Annotated in this window: 21 protein-coding genes and 1 riboswitch; of the genes, 10 read left to right on the top strand and 11 right to left on the bottom strand. The window is 70.4% G+C overall.

What is annotated here, in order from left to right:
* The first annotated feature begins 160 nt into the window (after positions 1-160).
* The 4 genes from IW248_RS12015 to IW248_RS12000 are packed head-to-tail and all read left to right on the top strand — an operon-like array spanning position 161 to position 4,095.
* Positions 161-1,168 (top strand): ABC transporter permease, encoded by a 1,008-nt coding sequence (locus IW248_RS12015; protein ID WP_124822024.1) that lies wholly within the window; start codon positions 161-163, stop codon positions 1,166-1,168.
* Positions 1,169-1,208: 40 nt separating this feature from the next.
* On the top strand, positions 1,209-2,261 hold the full coding sequence (locus IW248_RS12010; RefSeq protein ID WP_196927040.1) for an ABC transporter substrate-binding protein: 1,053 nt from the start codon (positions 1,209-1,211) through the stop codon (positions 2,259-2,261).
* Positions 2,261-3,079, top strand: coding sequence for an ATP-binding cassette domain-containing protein (locus IW248_RS12005; protein WP_231396285.1), 819 nt, complete (start codon positions 2,261-2,263; stop codon positions 3,077-3,079). Before IW248_RS12010 ends, IW248_RS12005 begins: the two co-directional genes overlap by 1 nt.
* Positions 3,076-4,095 carry an aldo/keto reductase gene (locus tag IW248_RS12000; protein WP_307787915.1) on the top strand — a complete coding sequence of 340 codons (1,020 nt, stop codon included), beginning with the start codon at positions 3,076-3,078 and terminating at the stop codon, positions 4,093-4,095. Before IW248_RS12005 ends, IW248_RS12000 begins: the two co-directional genes overlap by 4 nt.
* A gap of 10 nt (positions 4,096-4,105) precedes the next feature.
* Here IW248_RS12000 and IW248_RS11995 read toward each other — a convergent pair whose 3' ends face one another.
* Both IW248_RS11995 and IW248_RS11990 read right to left on the bottom strand, forming a co-directional pair.
* On the bottom strand, positions 4,106-4,828 hold the full coding sequence (locus IW248_RS11995) for a FadR/GntR family transcriptional regulator (RefSeq protein WP_196927039.1): 723 nt from the start codon (positions 4,826-4,828) through the stop codon (positions 4,106-4,108).
* A 7-nt stretch (positions 4,829-4,835) separates the two neighbouring features.
* Positions 4,836-6,233 (bottom strand): enolase C-terminal domain-like protein, encoded by a 1,398-nt coding sequence (locus IW248_RS11990; protein WP_196927038.1) that lies wholly within the window; start codon positions 6,231-6,233, stop codon positions 4,836-4,838.
* A 279-nt stretch (positions 6,234-6,512) separates the two neighbouring features.
* Positions 6,513-6,729, top strand: a riboswitch (cobalamin riboswitch).
* A gap of 192 nt (positions 6,730-6,921) precedes the next feature.
* On the opposite strand from IW248_RS11990, the gene IW248_RS11985 reads away from it, so the two are divergent.
* The gene (locus IW248_RS11985; RefSeq protein WP_231397107.1) at positions 6,922-9,240 is read left to right on the top strand and encodes a ribonucleoside-diphosphate reductase subunit alpha; all 2,319 of its coding nucleotides are present in this window, start codon (positions 6,922-6,924) and stop codon (positions 9,238-9,240) included.
* A 62-nt stretch (positions 9,241-9,302) separates the two neighbouring features.
* Entirely contained in the window at positions 9,303-10,298 is a 996-nt protein-coding gene (locus IW248_RS11980) for a ribonucleotide-diphosphate reductase subunit beta (protein ID WP_196930148.1), read from the top strand.
* Here IW248_RS11980 and IW248_RS11975 read toward each other — a convergent pair.
* Positions 10,295-11,209, bottom strand: a complete 915-nt coding sequence (locus tag IW248_RS11975; protein WP_196927037.1) for a MerR family transcriptional regulator — start codon at positions 11,207-11,209, stop codon at positions 10,295-10,297. The two genes, IW248_RS11980 and IW248_RS11975, sit on opposite strands and share 4 nt — an antisense overlap.
* A gap of 118 nt (positions 11,210-11,327) precedes the next feature.
* On the opposite strand from IW248_RS11975, the gene eno reads away from it, so the two are divergent.
* Positions 11,328-12,593: a phosphopyruvate hydratase gene (gene eno / locus IW248_RS11970; RefSeq protein WP_196927036.1), complete on the top strand. Its 1,266-nt coding sequence runs from the start codon at positions 11,328-11,330 to the stop codon at positions 12,591-12,593.
* Between the two features lie 357 nt (positions 12,594-12,950).
* On the opposite strand, the gene IW248_RS11965 is transcribed toward eno, so the two are convergent.
* The 7 genes from IW248_RS11965 to IW248_RS11935 all read right to left on the bottom strand — a co-directional run bounded on the left by IW248_RS11965 (position 12,951) and on the right by IW248_RS11935 (position 19,239).
* The gene (locus IW248_RS11965) at positions 12,951-13,304 is read right to left on the bottom strand and encodes a TraR/DksA family transcriptional regulator (protein WP_196927035.1); all 354 of its coding nucleotides are present in this window, start codon (positions 13,302-13,304) and stop codon (positions 12,951-12,953) included.
* A 23-nt stretch (positions 13,305-13,327) separates the two neighbouring features.
* The gene (locus IW248_RS11960; RefSeq protein ID WP_196927034.1) at positions 13,328-14,539 is read right to left on the bottom strand and encodes a ferritin-like domain-containing protein; all 1,212 of its coding nucleotides are present in this window, start codon (positions 14,537-14,539) and stop codon (positions 13,328-13,330) included.
* Positions 14,536-15,381 carry a phosphate/phosphite/phosphonate ABC transporter substrate-binding protein gene (locus IW248_RS11955; RefSeq protein WP_196927033.1) on the bottom strand — a complete coding sequence of 282 codons (846 nt, stop codon included), beginning with the start codon at positions 15,379-15,381 and terminating at the stop codon, positions 14,536-14,538. The genes IW248_RS11960 and IW248_RS11955 overlap by 4 nt, the downstream gene beginning before the upstream one ends.
* The gene (locus tag IW248_RS11950) at positions 15,381-16,550 is read right to left on the bottom strand and encodes an acyl-CoA dehydrogenase family protein (protein ID WP_196927032.1); all 1,170 of its coding nucleotides are present in this window, start codon (positions 16,548-16,550) and stop codon (positions 15,381-15,383) included. Before IW248_RS11950 ends, IW248_RS11955 begins: the two co-directional genes overlap by 1 nt.
* Before the next feature lie 76 nt (positions 16,551-16,626).
* A complete protein-coding gene (locus IW248_RS11945) occupies positions 16,627-17,574 on the bottom strand; it encodes an ion transporter (protein WP_196927031.1) in 948 nt (315 codons plus the stop codon).
* A 182-nt stretch (positions 17,575-17,756) separates the two neighbouring features.
* Positions 17,757-18,221, bottom strand: coding sequence for a GNAT family N-acetyltransferase (locus tag IW248_RS11940; RefSeq protein WP_196927030.1), 465 nt, complete (start codon positions 18,219-18,221; stop codon positions 17,757-17,759).
* Between the two features lie 160 nt (positions 18,222-18,381).
* Positions 18,382-19,239: an SDR family oxidoreductase gene (locus IW248_RS11935; protein ID WP_196927029.1), complete on the bottom strand. Its 858-nt coding sequence runs from the start codon at positions 19,237-19,239 to the stop codon at positions 18,382-18,384.
* A gap of 96 nt (positions 19,240-19,335) precedes the next feature.
* Between IW248_RS11935 and IW248_RS11930 the strand changes: the two genes are divergently transcribed.
* Complete coding sequence (locus IW248_RS11930) at positions 19,336-19,731, top strand: winged helix-turn-helix transcriptional regulator (RefSeq protein ID WP_196930147.1); 396 nt, start codon at positions 19,336-19,338, stop codon at positions 19,729-19,731.
* Positions 19,732-19,803: 72 nt separating this feature from the next.
* Here IW248_RS11930 and IW248_RS11925 read toward each other — a convergent pair whose 3' ends face one another.
* Positions 19,804-20,766, bottom strand: a complete 963-nt coding sequence (locus tag IW248_RS11925; RefSeq protein ID WP_196927028.1) for a helix-turn-helix transcriptional regulator — start codon at positions 20,764-20,766, stop codon at positions 19,804-19,806.
* Between the two features lie 422 nt (positions 20,767-21,188).
* Between IW248_RS11925 and IW248_RS33030 the strand changes: the two genes are divergently transcribed.
* Positions 21,189-21,851, top strand: coding sequence for a hypothetical protein (locus IW248_RS33030; protein ID WP_231396284.1), 663 nt, complete (start codon positions 21,189-21,191; stop codon positions 21,849-21,851).
* Positions 21,852-22,102: 251 nt separating this feature from the next.
* On the top strand, positions 22,103-23,614 hold the full coding sequence (locus IW248_RS11915; RefSeq protein ID WP_196927027.1) for a CehA/McbA family metallohydrolase domain-containing protein: 1,512 nt from the start codon (positions 22,103-22,105) through the stop codon (positions 23,612-23,614).
* Positions 23,615-23,681 lie beyond the last annotated feature (67 nt).

The following is a 23,681-nucleotide window of genomic DNA, read 5'->3' as shown; positions in this document are numbered from 1 at the left end:
GGTAACGCCTGATCGGGGCAAACATCCGACCTATCTCGAGGGTCGTGCGGGCGCGTTGCCGCACTGCCATCCGAGCAGGGTCGGTCGCGCACAGGCGTTCGGCTCGTCGGCGGGTCCCCGTCGGGTGCCAGCGCCACGCTTGGGGAGGTCAGGTCCGACGATGAGTAGCGCCGAGGCAACCGCCGGCACGCAGCGCGGCGAACTCAGCGACTGGTTCCGGGAACGGATCTCCCACGCCGTCTCCGAGTTCACGGCCGCGACCGCGTTGGTCGTCCTGTTCATCGCCTTGACCTTCGCGAGTCCGTACTTCCTGACCGCGGACAACCTCTTCAACATCGGGGCGCAGACGGCGGTGATCGCCATCATCGCCACGGCCCAGACGATGGTCATCATCACGAAGGGCATCGACCTGTCAGTGGGGTCGGTCGCCGCGCTCGCCGGCGTGTTGGGCGCGATGGTCGTGCGCGACCTCGGCTTCTCGCTGTGGGCGGCCACGGCCGTGGCGATCGGCGTCGGCGCGCTGGCCGGGCTGTTGAACGGGCTGCTGGTGACGGTGGCCCGGATCCCACCGTTCATCGCGACGTTGGGGACGATGTCCGTGGGCCGCGGCCTCGTCTTCATCATCACCGGCGCGGTCGGCGTCTACGGCCTGCCCCGGTCCTTCCAACTGCTCGGCAACGGGGAGATCCTCGGCATTCCGTTCGCCGTGGTGATCACCGTCCTGGTCGCCGTCGGGGTCGCCTTCCTGCTCTCCCAGACCCGCTTCGGTCAGCACACCTACGCGATGGGTTCCAACCTGGAGGCGGCCCGCCGCTCCGGCATCCGGGTGGGGCGCCACCTGACCGGGGTGTACGTGCTGGCCGGCGTCCTGGTCGGGCTGGGCGGCATGATCGCCGCCTCCCGGGTCAACTCCGGCCAGCCCAACTATGGGATCTCGCTGGAGCTCGACGTCATCGCCGCCGCGGTCATCGGCGGGGCCAGCCTGTTCGGCGGGCAGGGCCGGATCGTCGGGACCATCATCGGCGCGTTCCTCATCGCCCTGGTTCGCAACGGCGCCGTCCTGCTCGACATCAGCATCCACTACCAGCAGGTGATCGTCGGCGTGATCATCTGGGCCGCCGTCTACTTCGACCAGTACCGCCGCCGGCGGCTGGAATCACGGGGTTGACATGCCATTCCGAGAGTCCGAACGAGGAAGGACACAAACCATGGCACACACCACCACCAGCCGGCGGACGCGAGGACGACTCCTGCGTGCGCAGGCGATCCTGGCCGCGGCCGCCGCGACCGCCCTGCTCAGCGCCTGCGGCGGGGTCGAGGTCCGGGACGGCGGCGACGGCGCGACAAAGGACGCGAGCGGCCCGTTGAAGCTCGCCGTCGTACCCAAGGCGGTCGGGGCGGACTACTGGAACACGGTCAAGGCGGGCGCGGAGTGCGCCGCGCAGCGCGCGGGGGACGTCACCGTCCAGTGGGACGGGGTGACCGCCGAGACCGACGTCGAGGGGCAGGTCAACCTGATCCAGAACTTCGTCACCAAGAAGGTCGACGGCATCGTCTACGCGGCGACCGACTCCAGCGCGCTGGCACCGGCGACCGACAAGGCGCTCAGCGCCAACATCCCGGTCGCCATGATCGACTCTGGCACCAGCCCGCAGCCGTCGACCGTGCCCCTCTTCGCCACCGACAACCGCGCGTCGGCGACCGAGGCGGCGAAGCTGCTCGCCACCGAACTCGGCCCCGGAAACCACGAGGTGGCACTCGTCGAGTTCCAGCCCGGATCGCAGACCAACACCGAGCGGGTCGACGGCTTCAAGGCCGGCCTCGCCCAGTACCCCAACCTGAAGCTGGTCGGCCAGCAGCCGAGCCGCAGTGATGTGAACGAGGCCCGACGGGTCACCGAGAACATCCTCACCGCCAACCCCAAGCTCGCCGGCATCTTCGCGGCCAACGAGCCGAGCGTGCTCGGTGCCGCGCAGGCCATCCAGGCGGCCGGCAAGTCCGGCAAGGTGGTCATCATCGGCTGGGACGCGGCCCCGGACGAGATCGCCGGAGTGCGCAACGGCCAGATCTCGGCGCTGGTCGTGCAGAACCCGTTCAAGATGGGCTACTTCGGCGTCGACAAGATGGTCAAGCACCTTCGGGACAAGGCGCCCCTGGCGTCGGCCGACACCGGCGTCACGTTCGTCACCAAGGAGAACATCGACTCGGCGGAGATCAAGGCGGTGCTCGAGCCCAGCTGCGCCAACCCGCCGGTGCAGTGATGGGCGGCATCCCAACGGCCACCGCCGACAGCGATCAGCAACCCACCGACGCGGAACCGCCGGCCCTCGAAGCCCGCGGCATCGTCAAGCGGTTCGGGCACGTCGAGGCGTTGCGTGGCGCCGACTTCATGGTCCGCCGGGGTGAGGTCGTCGCGCTGATCGGTGACAACGGTGCAGGAAAGAGCACGCTGATCAAGACCCTGTCCGGCGTGCATCCGCCGGACGAGGGCGAGATCCGGATCGGCGGCCGTCCGGTCCAGTTCTCCACTCCGGTCGATGCCCGGCGTGCGGGGGTGGAGACCGTCTACCAGGATCTCGCCGTCGCCGACGACCTCAGCGTGGCCGCCAACCTGTATCTCGGCCGGGAGATCCTCCGCTCCGGACCACTCGGCCGGCTCGGGCTGTTGGACAAGCGCGCCATGCGACAGGGCGCTGCCACGGCCCTCGACGAACTGGGCGTACGCATCCCCCGGGTCACCACCCCGATCGCGATGCTGTCCGGTGGGCAGCGGCAGTGTGTCGCGGTGGCCCGCGCCATCATCTGGGCGACAAACGTGGTCATCCTCGACGAGCCCACGGCGGCGTTGGGCGTGGTCCAGACCGGACGGGTGCTCGACGTCGTCCGGCGTGCCCGCGACGCCGGCATGTCGGTGGTGTTGGTGAGCCACAACATGCCGCAGGTGCTCGAGATCGCCGACCGGGTCGAGGTGCTGCGCCTCGGCCGACGCGCGGCCCAACTACGCGCTGACGAGGTCACCACCGATGACCTGGTCGCAGCGATGACCGGCAGCACCAGCGCGGATCGGGACGAGAGGTGACGGTGGCCGCCCACCGGGTCGCGCACGATCTCGCCCGTCAGGCGACCCGGCGCGCCGCCGGGTCGCCGCTGCGGCTGGGCCCACTGGGCTTCGGCGCCTCACAGGGTGGCAATCTCTACCGGGCGACTTCGGACGAGCAGTTCGCCGCCGCGGTGGACACCGCGTGGGCGGGCGGCATCCGATACTTCGACACTGCACCGCACTACGGGCTGGGCCTGTCCGAAACGCGCCTGGGCGCGGCCCTCCGCTCCCGCCCGCGCGAGGAGTACGTGGTGTCGACGAAGGTCGGCCGGCTGCTCGTGCCGTCACCGGAGACGGCGCACCGGCGGGATCCGGAGGGGTACGACGTTCCCGCCGATCATCGCCGGGTCTGGGACTTCAGCCGCGACGGCGTGCGCCGTTCGTTGGAGGCGAGCCTTCGGCGCACCGGCCTGGACCGGATCGACGTGGTGTATCTGCATGATCCGGACGAGCATTGGGAGCAGGCCGCGCGCGAGGCGATCCCGGCGTTGGTGGAGTTGCGGGAGCAGGGCGTGATCGGTGCGGTCGGGGCCGGGATGAACCAGTCCGCGATGCTGGCCCGCTTCGTGGCGGAGACCGACGTGGACGTGGTGATGTGCGCCGGCCGGTACACCCTGCTGGAGCAGGGCGCGTTGACCGACCTGCTGCCCGTCGCGCAGGCCCGCCGCGTCGGTGTGGTGGTCGCCGGGGTCTACAACTCCGGGCTGCTGGCCCGGGACATGCCGGCGACCGACGCCGTCTACGACTATCAGCAGGCGCCGGCAGAGGTGATCGACCACGCCCGCCGGATGGCGCGGGTCTGTCAGACGTACGGCGTCACGTTGCCCCAGGCGGCGTTGGCGTTCGTCCGTCGGCACCCGGCCGTGGTCTCGACGGTGGTCGGCATGCGGGACGGGGCCCAGGTGACCGAGACCCTGCGCCGATCCGACGTCGACGTCCCGGATCAGCTCTGGGCGGCGTTGTACGACGAGGGGCTGCTCGACGTGCAGTCGTGAGGGCCGGCGGTCACGACCGGGCCGTCTCGATGCCCGCGTCCGCGTCGTCGGGTAACCCCTGCAACGACTCCTCCACGCCGATCAGGTGGTTGGCCATCCGGGTGCGGGACCGCTCCGGGTCGCGCGCCACGAGGGCCTTCAGGATCGCCACGTGTTCGTCATGGGTACGCACGTCCGCGCCCTCCTCGTGCAGACTCCGCCAGAGCCGGCCGCGGATGGTCCGCCCGGCGAAGGCTTCGATCAGGCCGACGAGCACCGGATTTCCGGCGTGCGCGGCGATGATCCGGTGGAAGGCGATGTCGATCTCCATGATCCGCTCGTGATCCGGCGGTGACTGGCCGACCAGCCGGGCCGCCTCGGCGAGCAGGTCACCGGCCTGGGCCAGGGCCTCGTCGGTGATCCTGGTCGCCGCCAGGCAGGCGGCCTCGCACTCCAGCAGTCGCCGAACGGTGTGGATGTGCCGTGGGTCGCCCTGACCCTGGAAGTCCACCACGAAACCCATCGGGGCCAGCAGTTGTGGCGCGTCGAGGTTGGTGACGTAGGTGCCGTCGCCCTGGCGGATGTTGACGATGCCGAGGATCGACAGGGCCGACATCCCCTCGCGCAGCGAGCCTCGCGAGACGCCGAGCGACTCGGCGAGGTCCTTCTCGATGGGCAGCCGGTCCCCGGGCCTGAACTGCCCTTCGAGGATCATCCGCTTGATGCCGTTGACCACTTCGTCAGTGCGAGACATGACTCCCCTAGCGGCCGGCGGGGGTGGCCTTCCCACCCGCGATCACGTACGCCGCCTCCGGAGATGACACGGTAGTCGGGTCTGTCGACGCCCAGTAGCGGCCGTCCGGAAAGCGGTACAGCGCGACCGACTCCTGACGCATCCGGGTGGAGTAGCCGGGCTGGCTGGGCAGGACGTAACCGCTGCCTGAGCCGGTGTCCTGGATGATGCACGGATCGGTGAAGTGCTCGTGCAGGTGATCGACGAACTCGGTGACACGGTTGGTGAGATCCCCCGAGATCGCGACGTAGTCGAGCACCGACACGTGTTGGACCATCTCGCACAGGCCGACACCACCGGCGTGTGGGCACACCGGTACGTCGAACTTCGCGGCGAGCAGCAGCACGGCGACGATCTCGTTGATGCTGGCCAACCGGCCGGTGTCCAGCTGGCAGAAGTCGATGGCCTCGGCTTGGAACAGCTGCTTGAACATGACCCGGTTGTGGCAGTGCTCGCCGGTGGCGACGCCGATCGGTGCGACGGCACGGCGGACGGCCGCGTGGCCCAGGATGTCGTCGGGGCTGGTCGGCTCCTCGATCCACAGTGGCTTGAACTGGGCGAGGGCCGTGACCCACTCGATGGCCTGACCGACGTCCCACACCTGGTTGGCGTCGATCATCAGGTTGCGGTCCGGTCCGAGGATCTCCCGCGCGATCGCGCATCGGCGGATGTCGTCATCGAGGTTGGCGCCCACCTTGAGCTTGACGTAGCCGTAGCCGGTGTCGACCGCCTCCTGGCACAGTCGGCGAAGCTTGTCGTCGCCGTAGCCGAGCCAGCCCGCCGAGGTGGTGTAGGCGGGGTAGCCGGTCCGGTCGAGCTCGGCGAGGCGGGCGGCCTTCGTGCCCTCCTTGGCCCGCAGGATGGCCAGTGCCTCGTCCCGGGTCAGCGCGTCGGACAGGTAGCGCAGGTCCGCGATGTCGACGAGTTGCTCGGGGGACATGTCGACGAGCAGCCGCCACAGCGGCTTGTCGGCGACCCGGGCGACCAGGTCCCACGACGCGTTCAACACGGCGGCGAGGGACAGGTGGACGACACCCTTCTCCGGGCCGAGCCACCGCAGCTGTGAGTCGGAGGTCAGCAGGCGGTAGACCGCGCCCATGTCCGCTGCCATCGTCGCCACGTCCAGGCCCACGAGGAGTTGTGCCTGGTGGACCGCCGCCGCCGCGACGATGTCGTTGCCTCGACCGATGGTGAAGGTCAGGCCGTGCCCCGCGAGTGGCGCACCCACTCCGTCGACGCCGTCGGTGTGCAGGACGACGTAGGCCGCCGAGTAGTCGCCGTCCTTGTTCATGGCGTCTGACCCGTCAGCGGTCAGGGAGGTGGGGAAGCGGACGTCTTCGACGGTGACGGCGGTGATCTGCGGCATGCGCTCCTCGCCCAGCTAGGCTAAAGATCAGATGATCACTGGGAGTATACGGAGGACGGCTCCGGCACGTCAACGATATCGATCGCCGCAGGCCCGCATACGTATGATGTTTGCTGCTCCGATAGGTCAAATCTATGTCGCTTGTCGACACGCGCGCGGAGGCCCGTCCCAGATGCCTGGCGTGCGTGGTCGGCCACAGTGGTGACGGTGATCACCGAGCCGGTCCCCGACACGCCCGAGACCGACATGTGGGGTGTGACAACGGCTGCGTCCCTATATATGGTGTCGAACGCAGCTGGTTCGGCCGCTCATCCGGTGCGGTCGAGGCAACAGGGAACCCGGTGGAAATCCGGGACTGTCCCGCAGCGGTGAGTGGGAACGACAGCCGTCATCAGCACTGGGCCACCAAACGGCCTGGGAAGCGACGGCCAGTAGGAGACCGGCGAGTCCGGTCGTGCCCGCGAGTCCGAAGACCTGCCAGCGCGCCGCGTACCCGCACCCGGGTGGGCGGCGGTCCGAGGCCGCGTGGGACGGCTGACGCCACCTGACCCACGCCGGGCTGGCGTGGCGTCCGTCGGTGTCTGTCTCCTCGCGTCCGGGCCACCAGGTCTCGAACTCCGAGGAGCGAGTGGTGACAGTCACCGAGGTAGTCCCGGTCAGCGGCGACGCGACAGTGCGGCGGACGCCGATGCAGGTCCGCAAGCGCGACGGCGCCACCGAACCCGTGGACGTGAACAAGATCGTCCGGGCGGTCGAGCGGTGGGCCGACGACCTGACCGACGTCGACCCGATGCGGGTGGCCACCCGCACCATCAGCGGCCTCTACGACGGCGCGACCACTGCCGAACTGGACCGGCTGTCGATCCAGACCGCAGCCGAGATGATCGGCGAGGAGCCGCAGTACTCGCGCCTCGCCGCGCGGCTGCTGGCCGGCTACGTCGACAAGGAGGTGCGTCGGCAGGGCATCACCTCGTTCAGCGCGGCGATCCGGGTCGGCCACGCCGAGGGCCTGATCGGTGACGACACCGCCGCGTTCGTCGCCGCGCACGCCACGACGCTCGACCACGCCATCGACCTGGACGGCGACCGCCGGTTCGAGTACTTCGGCCTGCGCACGGTGTACGACCGCTACCTGCTGCGCCACCCCACCAGCCGACTGGTGCTGGAGACCCCGCAGTACTGGCTGCTGCGGGTGGCCTGCGGCCTGTCCCGGACGGCGGACGAGGCGGTCGGCTTCTACCGACTGATGTCCAGCCTGGCCTACCTGCCTAGCTCACCGACCCTGTTCAACTCCGGGACCCGGCACACCCAGATGTCCTCCTGCTACCTGGTCGACTCCCCGCTCGACGAGTTGGACTCGATCTACCAGCGGTACGCCCAGGTCGCCAACCTGTCCAAGTTCGCCGGTGGCATCGGCATCGCGTACTCCCGGGTCCGTTCCCGGGGTGCGCTGATCCGGGGCACGAACGGACAGTCCAACGGGATCGTGCCGTGGCTGCGCACGCTGGACGCGAGCGTCGCCGCGGTCAACCAGGGCGGCCGGCGCAAGGGCGCGGCCTGCGTCTACCTGGAGCCGTGGCACCCGGACATCGAGGAGTTCCTGCAACTGCGGGACAACACCGGCGAGGACGCCCGGCGCGCCCACAACCTCAACCTGGCCAACTGGATCCCCGACGAGTTCATGCGCCGGGTCGAGGCCGACGAGCTGTGGTCGCTGTTCGACCCGCACGAGGTGCCCGAACTGCCCGACCTGTGGGGGGAGCGGTTCGACGCCGCGTACCGGGAGGCCGAGGCGCAGGGCCGCTACGTGCGGCAGGTCCCGGCGCGGGAGCTGTACGGGAAGATGATGCGCACCCTCGCCCAGACCGGCAACGGGTGGATGACCTTCAAGGACGCCGCCAACCGACTCTGCAACCAGACCGCCGAGCCGGGCAACGTGGTGCACCTGTCCAACCTGTGCACCGAGATCGTCGAGGTGTCCAGTGACGCCGAGACCGCCGTGTGCAACCTGGGCTCGGTGAACCTCGCCGCCCACCTCAGCGACGGCGACATCGACTGGGAGCGGCTGCGCGCCACGGTGCGGACCGCTGTGACGTTCCTCGACCGGGTCATCGACATCAACTACTACCCGACCGCGCAGGCGGCGGCGAGCAACCCCCGCTGGCGGCCGGTCGGGCTCGGGCTGATGGGCCTGCAGGACGTGTTCTTCGCGCTGCGGCTGCCGTTCGACTCGCCGGCGGCGCGGGAACTGTCCACCCGGATCAGCGAGGAGCTGTACCTGACCGCACTGGAGACGTCCGCCGACCTGGCACGCGACTTCGGAGCGCACCCGGCGTACCCGCAGACCCGGGCCGCCCGGGGTCAGCTGCAGCCCGACCTGTGGGGTGTCGAGGGCACGCAGGCCGCGCGGTGGGACGCGCTGCGCAAGCGGGTCGAGGCGTACGGGCTGCGCAACTCGCTGCTGGTGGCGGTCGCGCCGACCGCGACCATCGCCTCGATCGCGGGGTGCTACGAGTGCATCGAGCCGCAGGTGTCCAACCTGTTCAAGCGCGAAACCCTGTCGGGGGAGTTCCTCCAGGTCAACACCGCTCTGGTACGCGAGCTGAAGGCCCGCGGTCTGTGGACCGAGCGGATCCGTTCGGCGATCAAGCGGGCGGAGGGGTCGGTGCAGGACATCGCCGAACTGCCGGCCGGCGTACGGGAGCTGTTCCGCACCGCGTGGGAGCTGCCGCAGCGGGCGCTGATCGACCTGGCCGCCGCCCGCGCCCCGTTCATCGACCAGTCCCAGTCGCTGAACCTGTTCCTGGCCGCGCCGACCATCGGCAAGCTCTCCTCGATGTACCTCTACGCCTGGAAGGCCGGGCTGAAGACCACCTACTACCTGCGCTCGCGCCCCGCGACGCGGATCCAGCAGGCCACCGTCAGCGCCGTGGCACCCGTCGCCGTCGACGCGGAGGCGCTGGCCTGCTCGCTGGAGAACCCCGAGTCGTGCGAGGCCTGCCAGTGACCCCCACCGCCGACGCCGCCACCGCCGCCGACACCCGCACCACCGACACGAGGACCACGCACATGCTGCTCGACCCCGGGATGGACCTCACTCTCCGCCCGATGCGCTACCCGCACTTCTTCGACCGGTTCCGCGACGCCATCCGCAACACCTGGACCGTCGAGGAGGTCGACCTGCACGCCGACCTCGCCGACCTGGACAAGCTGTCACCGGCCGAACGGCACCTGGTCAGCCGGCTGGTGGCGTTCTTCGCCACCGGCGACACGATCGTCGCGAACAACCTGGTGCTCAACCTCTACCAGCACGTCAACAGCCCCGAGGGCCGCCTCTACCTGTCCCGGCAGCTGTTCGAGGAGGCCGTGCACGTCCAGTTCTATCTCAACCTGCTCGACACGTACGTGCCCGACGAGACCGAGCGCTTCGGGGCCTTCGCGGCCATCGAGAACATCCCCTCGATCCGTCGCAAGGCCGAGTTCTGCTTCCGCTGGATCGACTCGCTCAACGACCTGCGGGAGCTGCGGTCCCGGGAGGACCGGCGGACGTTCCTGCTCAACCTGATCTGCTTCGCCGCCTGCATCGAGGGGTTGTTCTTCTACGGCGCGTTCGCGTACGTGTACTTCCTGCGCTCCCGCGGCCTGCTGCACGGCCTCGCCTCCGGCACCAACTGGGTGTTCCGCGACGAGTCCATGCACATGGCGTTCGCGTTCGACGTCGTCGACACCGTCCGCGCCGAGGAGCCGGACCTCTTCGACGACGACCTCGCCGACCAGGTCCGCCAGATGCTCGCCGAGGCTGTCGAGTGTGAGGTGCAGTTCGCCGAGGACCTGTTGGGTCACGGCGTGCCCGGTCTGACGTTGACCGACATGCGGGAGTACCTCCAGCACGTCGCCGACCGCCGCCTCGCCCAGCTCGGCATCGCCCCGCACTACGGGTCGAGCAACCCGTTCGGCTTCATGGAGTTGCAGGACGTGCAGGAGCTGTCCAACTTCTTCGAGCGGCGGGTGTCGGCGTACCAGGTCGGGGTGAGCGGCACCGTCGCCTTCGACGACGACTTCTAGGCGGCGACCGATCCCGGAGCCTGGCGTCGCTTGGTGAGCCACCGCATCACGTGCAGGGGGTGCGACGCCGGGTCCGGGATCGGGTGGAAGACGTGTTCGACAGCGCCGTTGGCGATGATCAGCGTCAACCGCTCGTAGAGCGTCATGTCGCCCGCGGCGCGGGTCGGCAGGCGCAGCGCGTCGGCCAGGGTCAGCCTCGGGTCGGGGATCAGCGGGTACGGCAGCCGCAGCCGGTGCACGAGCTCACGCTGGTACCCGGTCGACTGCGCGGACAGGCCGTACACCCGTGCCGCGCCGGCCGCGCGGAGTTCCGCGTGATGGTCGCGGAACCAGGCGGCCTGCTCGGTGCTGCCGCGGGCGCCGTGGATCTCCAGCAGCCCGTTGGGCAGGTCGACGCCCGGCCGGCCGGTCAGTGGGTAGACGAAGATGACGCTGCGCCCGGCGCCGAGCGCGCCGAGATCGACCGGACGGCCGTCGGTGCCGTAGAAGGACAGCGACGGCAACCTGACGCCGACCAGCGCGGCGGGGTCGGCGCCTTCGGCGGGACTGCCGGGTACGACCTGGGTCGCGGCCGCGTCGAGGCGCGCGTCCAGCGCCTCCCGCTGGGCCGTCAACTTGCCGATCCGTTCCTGGAGATTGGTGATGGTGCTGCGGTACGTGGCCACCGCCGCCGCGCACACGTCGGTGTCGTCGGAACCACCGGCGATCGACTCGACGAACGGGCGGGTCTCCTCGACGGTGAGGCCGAGCGCCATCAGCTCGCGGATCTGGGCCACCAGCCGCTCCGCGATCGGGTCGTACTCTCGGTAGCCGTTGCTCAACCGTCGGGGCACGACCAGCCCGGCCGACTCGTAGTACCGCAAGGCCCGGACCGTGGTCCCGGTCCGTCGTGCCAACTCACCCACCCGCATCCCGCGACCCTAAACCCGCACCCCGGGGTACGGGTCAACGTGTCCATCGTCGCGGTGTCAGGGCCGCCGTTTCCTGCCAGTCTGGCTGCGAAAAGGAAGCCTGAGCAGGGAGTGTGTGATGACGGCAATCAGTCGGGTGCGGGGTCGGCAGATCCTCGACAGCAGGGGCAACCCGACCGTGGAGGCCGACGTGGTCCTCGCCGACGGGTCGACCGGCCGGGCGGCTGTGCCGTCGGGCGCGTCGACGGGGGCGAACGAGGCGGTCGAGTTGCGCGACGGGGACCGGACGCGTTTTCACGGCAAGGGGGTCAGCGCGGCCGTCGCCGCGGTCAACGGCGAGATCGCCGACGCGGTGCTCGGGTTCGACGCGGAGGACCAGGCCCGGATCGACGAGACGATGATCGACCTCGACGGTTCGAAGGACAAGGGTCGACTGGGTGCCAACGCCATTCTGGCGGTGTCCCTGGCGGCGGCGAAGGCGGCGGCGTTGGCCCACCGGCAGCCGCTCTACCGCTACGTCGGTGGCGTCGGCGCCCGCCTGCTGCCGGTGCCGATGATGAACATCATCAACGGCGGCGCGCACGCCGACAATCCGCTCGACTTCCAGGAGTTCATGATCGCCCCGGTCGGCGCGCAGACCTTCGCCGAGGCGGTCCGGATGGGCTCGGAGGTCTTCCACACCCTGAAGGCGTCCCTGGCCGCGGCCGGGCACAGCACCAACGTCGGTGACGAGGGCGGATTCGCGCCCACCGTCGCGGATGCCGACGAGGCGTTGCGGTTCGTGCTGCGCGCCATCGAGGACACCGGTTACGAGCCCGGGGCCGACGTGCTGATCTGCCTCGACCCGGCCAGCTCGGAGTTCTTCCGCGCCGGCGTCTACGACTACGTAGGTGAGGGACGTCGGCGCACCGTCGAGGAGCACATCGACTACCTGCTCGATCTCGTCTCCCGGTACCCGATCAGCTCGATCGAGGACCCGATGGCCGAGGACGACATCGCCGGCTGGAAGCGGCTGACGGCGGTGGCGGGGGAGCGCGTGCAGTTGGTCGGCGACGACGTCTTCTGCACCGACGTCGACCGGCTGCGCGACGGGATCGACGGTGGTTACGCCAACGCGATCCTGGTCAAGGTCAACCAGATCGGCACGCTCACCGAGACCCTGGCGACGGTGGACGCCGCCCACAAGGCGGGTTACCGGGTGGTGATGTCGCACCGATCCGGGGAGACCGAGGACACCACCATCGCCGACCTGGCCGTGGGCGTCGGCTGCGGGCAGATCAAGACCGGCTCGTTGTCGCGCTCGGACCGGACGGCCAAGTACAACCAGCTCATCCGCATCGAAGAAGAGCTCGGCGACCGCGCCATCTACGCCGGCGTCCGCTGAGAGCTGTGCTCCGGTCGGGTGCCCCCGGTGCCCACCGCCGACCAACCCCTGCCTCGTCGATCATGGAGTTGTGGTGGGCGACAAAGCGCTCGTATAAAACCAAGTCGGGCACCATAACTCCATGGTCGACCGTGCGGACTCGCGATCTTGCACTTAGTGTCCCGACGTAAGGGGCATTCCGTGCTTTTCGGCGACCGGAACTGCAAGATCGGCGCGGGGGTTTACGACCCAGAGGTATACCGCTCGTCAGTGCGAGATGCCGGGCAGCGCGCGCAGTCGGACGGTCCCCCCGAAGTGGGACTTCCTATCACCGGGGGCGCGGTCGGCCGGACCACCGCGAAGGCCGGGCAGGCACCGTCACCGTCGGCTGGCACAGGCGACACACGTGCGTGCTGACGGGCGGGCGACGAGCCGCTCGGCGGGAATGGGGAGCAGGCACCGTTCGCACACGCCGTAGCTGCCGTCGTCGACCCGTCGCAGCGCGACGTCCAGCTCGGCCAGGCGTCGGCGGGCGGCGTCCAGCACGGCGCTGAGCTGTGCGCGTTCGAAGGCGATCGTGCTGCCCTCGGGGTCGTGTTCGTCATCGGCGTTGGACGACCGGGACGCCTCGAAGAGGCTCCGCAGGTCGCCCTCCAGGGCGGTGGCCTGAGCCTCGGTCTGCTCGCGCAGCCGCAGCAGTTCCTCGCGGACCGCGTTGGAGTCGCTGGTCATGTCCGCTCTACTTTACTGCTCGCCTACATGAAGTTGCGGGTGTGCAGGGCGGAGAGCGCCGCCGCCTCGTCGGGGCGGAATCCCAGGCGGACGAGTCGGCGCTGACGGCCCTGATCCATGGCGTGTTGCAGAGCCTGCACCCGGTCGTAGCCGGCGGACACGTCGTTCGGATGCCAACCACCCGCCGCGAGCACCACCAGCGCGTCGAAGACGTCCGCGTTGAGTCCTGCGGTGTCGACGAGCGCGTCGTGGCGGCGGTGGATGGCGGCCCGCAGTCGGTCCCGCAGCAGCGGATCCAGCTGCGCCTGATGCTCCAGGTGTGCCATGCCGAACACCACGTGCCTGCGCTCGTCCTGCATGGCGAGCCAACAGATCCGCCGCGTCACCGGGTCCGGGGCGAACTCGTGCAGAAACGAGAGCAGATCGACGAAGCTGCCCTCGCCGAGCACGGAGAGCAGGAACGACGCCAATGCGAAGTCCGACTCAGCGACGAGCGTGAACAGCGACTGCCGGCCGCCGGCGGATGACGTTCCCATCTCGGCGCCCCGCAGCAGCGCCCGCCGGCTGAAGACCTCCATGTGCCGCGCCTCGTCGGCCATCTGTACGGCGAGGAGCTGCACCACCTCCCGAAAGTGGGGATGGATGCGCCCCACGAACCGGGCCGGTACGACGAGGGCGGCCTGCTCGTTCTCGACCAGGTAGGTCATCACCTGTACCACCGCGGCCTCGACGTCGGCCGGCAGCGCGAACTTGTCGTCCCACGGCACCGCGGTCTGCGGGTCCCACTGTCGCGCGGCCGCCTGCGCGTACAGGTGGGGGGCGATGTCGGCCCAGACCAGGTCGCGCTCGTCCAGGTCGAACCGGGCTTCGGGACCACCGGCTTCGAGGAGCGCGCCCCGGGCGCCGAGCCCCCACCGCGCCGGCGGACGGCTGCTGAGCGCCGACGGCAGAGCCGGCCCGGCCCGCTCCGCGCCGAACCAGCGGTCGTCGTCCGCCGACCCCCGGACCACCACCGCGACGAGGTCGCTCGCCTCGCCTCGATCCGGCCATTCGACCCGATGACCCCGCCGACGACACCAGGCAGGAAGGTGTACGCGCAGCGCCGGGTCGCGGCCGGAGACCGCCAACCGGCCGCCGGGCGGCAGCCCGGCCAGGGCGCGTTGCACGAGTAGGTGCGCACCCCGGCCGAAACCCAGGTCACCGAGGTCGACCTCGGCGACCGGCGCCGCGGTCACGGCCGGTAGTCCGTGGCCGTCACCCGCCCGTCGGGGGAGTAGAAGCCGCTGGCGTCGACCGCCTCGGCCAGAGCGCCATACCCCGAGGTGCGACCCTCGCGCCAGGCTGTCAGCCCCTCCAGATCGAGCAGCGGACGCACCTGCGGATCGGCGTACGACATGCCGAGCAGCAGCGTGCCGAAGAGGCGGACGCCGTCCGACTCCGGCGCGCGGACCGTCATGTTGCAGTGGTCGTAGCGCGCGGTCTGCGCCACGATCCGGGTGCCCTCGGGCGGCAACGTGCCCTCCTGAACGAACGCCAGATGGTTGGCGTCGATCATGCAGGCGGCGTCGACCTCCCCGGCCGCCAGGGCGCGGGCCGCGTCGCGCTCGCCGCCGATGTGGTCGCCGTGCAGGCCGACACCCACGTCGAAGCGGCGTACGTCGACAGCGGCCCCGGCAGCCGCGAGGTGGCCCAGCGGAATCAGCGTCGCCTGTGGACTGTCGATCGCCCCGACGGCGACCACCCGTCCGGTGAGGTCGGCGATCTGGCGTACCGGCGAGTCCGCGCGAACCACCACGACCGAGGTGAGGTCCTGGTCGGTGTCGCGCATGGTGAGCGCGCGGACGGCCGTGCCGTTGGCGGCCGCCAAACGCTCGGCCCGTAGCCAGGCCAGGGGAGAGTTCCAGGCCGCGTCGATCCGCCCGGCGACGAGATCCTCGACCTGTCGTTCGTAGTGCGAGTACAGGACGAAGTCGAAGTCCAGGCCCCGCCCGCGCAGCCAGGCGCGGAAGCCCTCCCAGATGGTCACCACCTTCGGGTCGTACGCGACCGCGCCCAGCAGAACGGTTGGCGCGGGCATCAGCGGTTGGCCTCGTCGAACAGCGGCAGCCCGGTGGCGACACGGCCGACGAAATCGTGCAGCGCGTCGGTGGTCGGTGCCATCACCCGCGCCGCGCGTGCGTCCCGGAAACGACGATCGAGGCCCAACTCCTTGCGGAAGGCGCTGCCGCCGCAGAGCTGCATCGCGCCATCGGTCACGTCGGCGACGGTCCCGCCGGCGAGCGCCTTGACCTGCAGCACCCGCAGCATCGCGTCGGCGCGGCCGGTCTCCAGCGCGGTGAGCGTGTCGCCCAGGAAGGTGCGCAGCGCGTCGGTGCGGATCATCAGCCGGGCCAGGTCGCGTCGGGTGACGGGCGAGTCGCGCAGGGCGGCGCCGGTGTGCGTGAGCGTGGTCCTGGTGAGATGTCGGCTGGCCTCGGCCACCGCGCTGTCGGCGAGACCGAGGCAGAAGGCGGCGTTGAGCACCAGGAACCAGGGTAGGACCGCGCCGAGCGCGGCGTCGAGCCCGGCCCCGTCGGCCGCCATCCGCGCCGTCGACGGAACCCGGAGCCCGTCGGCGGTCATCGGGCGAGAGCCGTTGCCGCGCAGGCCCAGCCCGTCGAAGTCTCCGGTCACGCTCAGTCCGGCGCTGTCGGCCGGCACGAGCCACAGCGTCATCGGGCCGACATCGGGGGTCAGCGGAAGGCTCGACCAGACGTAACTGTTGGCCTCGCCGGCCGAGGTGACCCAGCTCTTACGGGCGTCGAGGCGGACCGTTTCGTCGTCGGCGGCAGTCGCGGTGCCGGTCGGCGACCAGAAGTGGCTGCGCGAGCCGTACTCGGAGAACGCCAGGGTGGTGAGGTGATCGCCGGCGGCGATGGCCGCGCGGACGTCGCGCGGGCCGTGCGCCTCGATGACGGCGGTCGCCGCGTAGTGCATGAGAACCACCATCGCGGTGGACCCGCACTCGGCGGCCAACCGCTCGATGACCTCGGCGACCGCCCGCATGCCGTGGCCGCCGCCACCGACCTCGGTCGAGGAGGCCAGGCCGAGCAGGCCGGCCGCGGCGAGAGCGTCGACACCCGGACGGGGGAAGGCCCCGTCCCGGTCGACGATCGGCGCCCTCGGGCGGATCACGTCGTCGATCACCGTGCCGAGCGTGTCCGTGGGATCGGTGGCGGTCTGGGCATTGTCGACACGTGTCGTCACGCCGGTACCTCTTCCGAAGGCCGATGGGACCGCCGCCGACACTATCCGAATCCGAAGACTCAGCGCGAGCGTCGGATTACCGTCTGACGCGGGCGTTGTCCCGGAGGGGGCGGCCGTGCCCGTCGTCCCGGTCGATGCGCAGCTCCCGTTCCAGCTCGGTGATGACCGCCCGCAGGTCGTCCAGCCGTTGGGTGAGCGCGATGCGGTCCACCTCGTCCGGTACGCCGTCGCCGTCCTCGTCGTACCCGGGGGCCAGTCGCTCGGTCATCTCCAACCGGCGGGCCTCCTCCATGGAGTTCACGATGACCGCGATGAGGATGTTGAGCAGCAGGTTGACGGTGATGACCACGTAGCTGACGTAGTAGAGCAGCGTCCACGGCGAGATCGCCATGCCCTGCTCGATGAGGTCCGGCAGCGTCTCCAGCGACAACAGCACGAACAACGTCAGCAGCGATCGGCCGATGTCGCCGTACTCCTCCGGATACCTGTTGCCGAAGATCAGCCAGCCGGCCATGCCGTACACGTAGAGCGTCACCACGGCCAGAGCGAGGAACCCGGTGACGCCCGGCAGACTGCGCCACAGCGCGGAGACGATGGTCCGCAGACCCGGCGAGAACCGCACCAGGCGAACCATCCGGGCGACCCGCACGACCCGCAGCAGCGCCGGGTCGCCGTGCAGGCCCGGAATGAAGATCGCCGCGATCACCACGAAGTCGAAGACGTTCCAGCCGTGTCGGAAGAAGTCCTGTGGGCGCCTGCCGTAGGCGGCCAGCCGGACGGCGATCTCCACGACGAAGACGGCCCGGAAGAACAGCTCCAGCCCGTGCAGCGCGGTGCCCGCCGGGCTCAGGTCGTCGTACGTCTCCAGGCCGAGAACGATGCCGTTGGCGAGGATGACCACGACGATGGCGATCTCGAAGGGGCGGGACCGGGCGAGTCGGTCGCAACGGTCGGTCCAACCCGAGCGGTGCCGCGGTGGTGTGGACGGCCCACCCCGCGGGGCGGGCACGGGTGCGTCACTCACCAGCCGGCCGGCTCGATCGGGCGCACGGCGGCGGGGGCCCACCTCCGGCCGTCGTGGTGGCGGTGCGGATGGTGTGCGGGCATGCCCATCAGCCTAGCCAAGATCGGCGTTCAGTCAGCCCTCCGGACCGGCGCCCCGGGCGGAGCGGTCGGCCGGGCGCTGGAGCGTGCCCGCGCCCGGTGTCACGGCACGGCGGTGAGATATCGGCGGTAACCGACAGCGGACTGCGCGAAGCCGATTGACGCGTAGAACCGATGGGCCTCGGTGCGCGCGGCGTTCGACACCAGTTGGACCTTGTAGCAGCCGGCCGCCGCCGCGTCGTCGAGCGCCGCGAGCATGAGGGCCCGGGCGACCCCACGACGGCGCCATCCGGGTGCGACCACCACGTTCTCCACCAGCATGTACGGTCGCGCGCCGTGGGTGAGGTTCGGGGCGACGAGGGTGTCCACGGTGCCCACGAAGGTGTCCCCGGCGACGGCCAGCAGGAGGCGCCGGCCAGCCTGCGCGTGCAGGGCGGGCCAGGCGGTGGCCAGCCGGGTGGCGTCCGGCCGTGCGTCGTCGGGAGCGAGCTGCCACAGCACGTCGAAGACCCGCTCGGGGTCGTCCTCCGGCACGGCGGCGCGGACGACGAAGTCGCCGTCGCTCACCGGGCCGACGCCGGAGTGTCCAGGTCGGACCGCGCGGGGTGCCGGCAGAGCTGTTCATCGACGTGCCTGAGCATGCCGTCGAGGATACGTGTCCAGCTGCACCGCGTGGCGGGCGACGGCGACCGGGGCCCCCGTCGCCCGCTCCGGCGATGACCCCGGGTCAGGCCCGCGCGGCCCGGATGGCGTCGCGCAGCGGAATGCTCGGCCGGCCGAGCAGCCGGCTGAGGTCGTCGCTGTCGGTCGCCAGCTCGCCGTTGGCGATCGAGTGGTCGAGCGCGGCGACGAAACCGGCCGTGCCCGCGTCCAGGCCGACGTTCTCCAGGGCCGAGGCCAGCTCGGCGGCGGACATGTCCTGGTGGACGACTGTGGTGCCGGTCACCTCGGTGACGGCCTCGGCCAGCTCGTCGAAGGTGAACGCGGTGCCGCCCAGTTCGTAGACGGCGTTGCCGTCCTCCGCGCGGGTCAGCGCGGCCACGGCCGCCCCGGCGTAGTCGACCCGGGTCGCGGCGGAGATCTTGCTGCCGCCGGTGGCGCCGAGGATCGTGCCGGACCCCAGGTACTGCGGCAGCTGGTCGGTGTAGTTCTCGATGTACCAGCTGTTGCGCAGCACCGTGTGGGCCAGACCGGACGCGGCGAGAACCTCCTCGGTGGCCTTGTGCTCCGGAGCGAGCGGGTTCGCGGTGGTGTCGGCCTTCAGGATGCTGGTGTAGACGAGGCGCTCCACCCCGGCGAGCTTGGCGGCGTCGATGACCGCGGTGTGCTGCGCGACGCGCTGACCGGGAGTGTCGCCGGAGATGAGCAGCAGGCGGCGTACGCCGGCCACGGCGCCGGGCAGCGTCGACGGGTCGTCGTAGTTGGCCTTGCGGATCTCGATCCCGCGTGCGGCCAGGTCGGCGGCCTTCTCCGGGCTGCGCACGATGGCGGCGATCTCGACGGCGGGTACGCCGCTGTCGAGCAGCTGCTCGATCACCAGGCGGCCCAGCCGGCCGGTGGCGCCGGTGATGGCATAGGTGGGCATGGAAACCTCCGGAGGGTAGTGGCAAACCAGTAAGCACTTACGAATCTATAGTACTAACCAAGAAGTGGCGTGGGATAGGCTGGTGAGGTGAGCGACATGCCGGCCCAGGACCCGGCGGGGCCTACCCAGGAATTCGTCAGCGATGTCTTCGCGCGGGGGTGCACCTCCCGTGCGGCCTTCGAGGATGTCACCTCGAAGTGGGCCTCGCTGGCCCTGTTGGCGCTCGGCGAGGGCCGCTACCGGTTCAACGCGCTGCGCCGCCGCATCGACGGCGTCAGCGAGCGGATGCTCTCCCAGACCCTGCAGACCCTCGAACGGGACGGAATGCTCACCCGCGAGGTGCTCACCGCGATCCCGCCGCGCGTCGAATACTCGCTGACCCCCCTCGGCGCCCGGGTCGCCGAGCAACTGCGTGGCCTCGCCGATCTGCTGGAGGCCTCGGTGCCCGAGTTGCAGACCGCCCGCGACAGCCGCGAGCGCGACCAGGGCTAGACCGGCGAACGTCGGTCAACGCTGATCGGCGTCCTGCACCCGCCCGGTCAGCGGAGGCGGGCCATCCGTGCCTCAGGTGTGCAGCGTCTCGCGTGGCGGCACACCGTAGCTGGCGTGGTATCGCGCGGTGAACCTGCTGTGGCTGGCGAACCCCCACCGACTGGCGATCGCCGAGACCGTCTCCTGGCGTGGGTCGGCGCGTACCAGGTCGTGGTGTGCCCGAACGAGCCGGATCCGACGCAGGTGGGCCATGGGAGTGGTGCCGAGATGACGGCGGAAGGCGAGTTGCACCGCCCGGAGGGAGACGCCGGCCGCGCTGGCGATGTCGACCGCGCTGATGTCCCGGTCGGCGTGCTCCTCCAGGAACGCTATCGCCCGGCGCAGCGTGGCGGTGGTGGCGTCGTTCCGGTCCGCGGCGGTCGGTTCGGTGAACGCGGTGTTGGGGAATACCGCGAGCGCCGCCGCGGCCAGCATCCGGGCGGCGTTGCCGATCACCAGCGACTGCGCCCCGGCGGTCGGGCTGTTCAACACGACGTCGCGGACGAAACTCGTGGTGTTGCGCCACTGCCGGGCGAGGGCCGTACTGGTGGCACCGAGCTCGGTGAACTGGATCCGACCGGGCCGGCGGGCCGGCGCGGTGGTGGCCACCTGCGCCAGCACCGACAGGTCCAGTATGCAGAGCTCCACCTCGCCGGGATGCCAGCGGACGGCGCAGGGCTCCTCCGGCCTGGTGACGAGGAAGACGTCGCCGGGGCCGAACCGGTGAGCCGATCCGGCACAGGAGCGATCGACGCGGGCGGTGCGGGTACTACCGATGACCAGCCCGCCGAGGGTACTGGCATCGATCTGCAGGTGTCCGGTCTGACGGGTGGTCGCGATGGCGAAGGGGCCGGTGTCCATGCGCTGATGGGTGAGCCGGTATCCGTTCCTGCTCTGAATGCGCAGCTTCGGGTCGTACGTGGCGGACAGGAATTCCTGGATGGCCGCCGGGTCACGGCTGTCGAACTGGTGGGTCTGCACTGGCGATGACGTCATCCGCTGTCTCCGTCCGGTGGAGGTGCCGCCGGGTCGTGGAACGGGTGCCGGCGGCAGGGTCGGGCCGTGCCGGGGTGCTCGGCGGTGACCCGGCACGTGGTTGCCGGCGGTGCGGTGAAGTGGAACGTCGCGAGCGGGACGGCAGCGACCGGGTGCGGGCGTCGGATCTGGTCTGACCATTCGGTGACGCTGAGGCGCAATATCTGTAGATGGGAATGTCACCATACGACAATCACCGACGTGCCGTCCCGCGAATCAATGCGGTGTGTCGGCAGCTCGACTTCGTTTTCCGGCTAGCGCGCCGAATGGTTCTACGTCTGCTGTCCTAGCCACCCTCGTGGCCGACAGCGAAATCTTGTTCATGATTCGTCTGGGGGCGACCGGGTCACTGCCGGGAGACCGGCCCACGGAAGGGGGAAACGTTGGACGCTACTGATCCTGACCGCGTCGTTCGGCTGGCCGTGGCCGAGGCACTGGCCCGGGTGGCCGACGAGGACAGCCTGGGTCTGGGTGAGGGTGATGCGCTGGCGAGGCTCGGCGGTGGGCTGCGTGCGGTGCTGCGCCGCGCACTCGCCGACCGGGTGCCGCTGACCACGCCGGAGTTCGTCGACCTCTGCCGCGACCTGGGTCTGCACCGTGACGCCTTCGACCTGCTGGGGCACTACCTGATGACCGCGTTGCTGACCCAGCACGTCGGACCGGACGCCCTGATCCGCGTCGGGGTGCTCTTCGGCACCGTCGGGCGCTACCTGCCCGGTGCCCGTCCGGTGGCCCACCGCAACGAGGGCCCCGCGCCACGGCGACGCGACGTGCGCTCGGACAACAGCGTCGTCGGTCGGTACCGCCGCGCCAAGCTGCCAGAGCACCTCCCCAACCCGCCGAGCTGGACCTGCACCGGGTGCGGCCGCGAGTGGCCCTGCGCCACCAAGCAGAGCCAACTGCTCGCCGAGTTCGGTGGAGCGCGCGCCTCCCTCGCGGTCTATCTCGGCTCCTGCCTCGTCGCCGCCGCCCAGGACCTGCCGGCACTGCCGCTGCCTCGGGTCCGGCTCCGATTCCTGGGCTGGCTGCCACGTGCCCGGATCTGACCGGGCCGGCCGCCCGGTCGGCCGGCCGCACGGCCCGGGACACCCGGCAGGTGCCCTGACCCGGCCGGCCTCGGTCCTGATCGGGCACTGCGCGCGGTCGCGGGGTGACCCGCTGCTGCCCCGGCCGCGCTCCCTACGGGTCGGAGCAGGGTGTTCATCGGGGGCACCCGCTGCGTACGGCGGCTGTTCACCGCCCTCTCCGAGGCTCCTTGATCGAAAGAGCATTCGCTTGATCGAGGAGAGGCTCTCACGTGAGAGACAAGCATCCCGAAGAGACCGAGCACGCGCAGCTGTCCCGGCGCAAGCTGGTCAAGTACGCGGGCGTCGGCGCGACGCTGGCCGCTGCCAGCCCGCTGGTCGGCGCCGGAGCGGCGTGGGCCGACGAGGACCGCCGCCCGGGTGACGACGACAAGACCGACCGGGGTAACTCCAAGAACCGGGCGTGGCGTGCGGGTGACCACCACATCCACTCCGAGTACAGCGGCGAGTTCGACACCACGAAGTCCCCGATCGTCTTCCACAAGGGCGCGGACGCGGTCTACCCGATCGTCACCAACGCCATCATGGCGAAGAACTTCGGACTGACCTGGGCCATGTGCACCGACCATGGTGGGCCGACCCACTCGAAGGTGAACATCGAGCAGGCGTACCCCGACCTGCTGCGGTCGCGCAAGCTGGTCCCCGAGGTGCTCCAGTTCTGGGGCATGGAGTTCGATGCGCCCTCGCTGGACCACCACACGCTGATGATCCCGCGCCACGACGACGAGGCGAAGCAGCTCTTCGAGCTGGAGAGCCGGTTCGCCAAGTACGACGCGTTCCCCACCGATCCGGCCCGCGACACCGAGGCCAGGATGGTGGAGTTCCTCAAGGTCGCCCGGGGCATGCCGCACAAGCCGCTGGTGATCGCCCACCACACGTCCCGTTCGGCGCCCGGTCTCGGCGTCTACGGTCAGGACACCCCGCGCGAGTTCCGCAACGGCAACAACGCCGCGCCGGACGTCTACATCGGCTTCGAGGGCGCGCCCGGCCACCAGGCCGGCCCGCTCAACGGTGGCAAGCGGGGCGGCTACGGCAACCACCCCACCTACGGCGGCTTCGACCAGATGACCGCCCGGGTCGGCGGAATGTGGGACTCGCTGCTCGGCGAGGGTCGGCGCTGGTGGATCACCGCGACCTCGGACTCGCACGTGCACTGGACCCGTGGTGGCTCCGACTTCTGGCCGGGCGAGTACAGCAAGACGTACGTGCACGCCCGCCAGGACTACGGCGACATCATGGACGGCCTGCGCAACGGCCGGATCTGGGTCACCACCGGTGACCTGATCCGCAGCCTCGACGTCACCGCCACCTCCCAGGGCCGGACCGCCGAGGTGGGCGAGACGATCACGGTGAGCCGTCGGAACCGTACCGATGTCGAGATCGAGATCACGTTCCGCCCGTTGGGTGGGGTGAACGCGAACGGCGACCGGCCCGAGGTCCGTCGGGTCGACCTGATCGTCGGCCAGATCACCGGCCCGAGCGCCAACCTGGACGCCGACACCAACCCCACCACAAAGGTGGCGGCCCGGTTCGGCCCGCGGGACTGGCGGCGGCAGGGCGACAGTTACGTCATCCGGCACACCCTGCGCAATGTCGAGGCGGACACCTACGCGCGGGTGCGGGGCACCAGCACCGACGAGGCCGAGCCGCTCGCCGACGGGCTGGAGAGCCCGTGGGACGACCTGTGGTTCTACTCGAACCCGGTGTTCGTGCACGTGCGGTAGGGATGTCGCGGGCCGGTCCGGCACCGCTCGACGGACGACGTCGGGTGGTGCGGGGCGGGCCCGTCCT

This window comes from Micromonospora ureilytica, assembly GCF_015751765.1.
Lineage (GTDB): Bacteria > Actinomycetota > Actinomycetes > Mycobacteriales > Micromonosporaceae > Micromonospora > Micromonospora ureilytica.
Note: the sequence above shows the minus strand (reverse complement) of the source record. Positions and strands in the feature narration are given on the sequence as shown.

Coding starts and splice junctions, on each gene's coding strand:
- IW248_RS11925 (WP_196927028.1), bottom strand. CDS start 20,766: ATGACGTCATCGCCAGTGCAGACCCACCAGTTCGACAGCCGTGACCCG.
- IW248_RS12010 (WP_196927040.1), top strand. CDS start 1,209: ATGGCACACACCACCACCAGCCGGCGGACGCGAGGACGACTCCTGCGT.
- IW248_RS11985 (WP_231397107.1), top strand. CDS start 6,922: ATGCAGGTCCGCAAGCGCGACGGCGCCACCGAACCCGTGGACGTGAAC.
- IW248_RS11930 (WP_196930147.1), top strand. CDS start 19,336: ATGCCGGCCCAGGACCCGGCGGGGCCTACCCAGGAATTCGTCAGCGAT.
- IW248_RS12015 (WP_124822024.1), top strand. CDS start 161: ATGAGTAGCGCCGAGGCAACCGCCGGCACGCAGCGCGGCGAACTCAGC.
- IW248_RS12005 (WP_231396285.1), top strand. CDS start 2,261: ATGGGCGGCATCCCAACGGCCACCGCCGACAGCGATCAGCAACCCACC.
- IW248_RS11935 (WP_196927029.1), bottom strand. CDS start 19,239: ATGCCCACCTATGCCATCACCGGCGCCACCGGCCGGCTGGGCCGCCTG.
- IW248_RS11965 (WP_196927035.1), bottom strand. CDS start 13,304: ATGACCAGCGACTCCAACGCGGTCCGCGAGGAACTGCTGCGGCTGCGC.
- eno (WP_196927036.1), top strand. CDS start 11,328: ATGACGGCAATCAGTCGGGTGCGGGGTCGGCAGATCCTCGACAGCAGG.
- IW248_RS11980 (WP_196930148.1), top strand. CDS start 9,303: ATGCTGCTCGACCCCGGGATGGACCTCACTCTCCGCCCGATGCGCTAC.
- IW248_RS11955 (WP_196927033.1), bottom strand. CDS start 15,381: ATGCCCGCGCCAACCGTTCTGCTGGGCGCGGTCGCGTACGACCCGAAG.
- IW248_RS11975 (WP_196927037.1), bottom strand. CDS start 11,209: ATGCGGGTGGGTGAGTTGGCACGACGGACCGGGACCACGGTCCGGGCC.
- IW248_RS11990 (WP_196927038.1), bottom strand. CDS start 6,233: ATGCCGCAGATCACCGCCGTCACCGTCGAAGACGTCCGCTTCCCCACC.
- IW248_RS11995 (WP_196927039.1), bottom strand. CDS start 4,828: ATGTCTCGCACTGACGAAGTGGTCAACGGCATCAAGCGGATGATCCTC.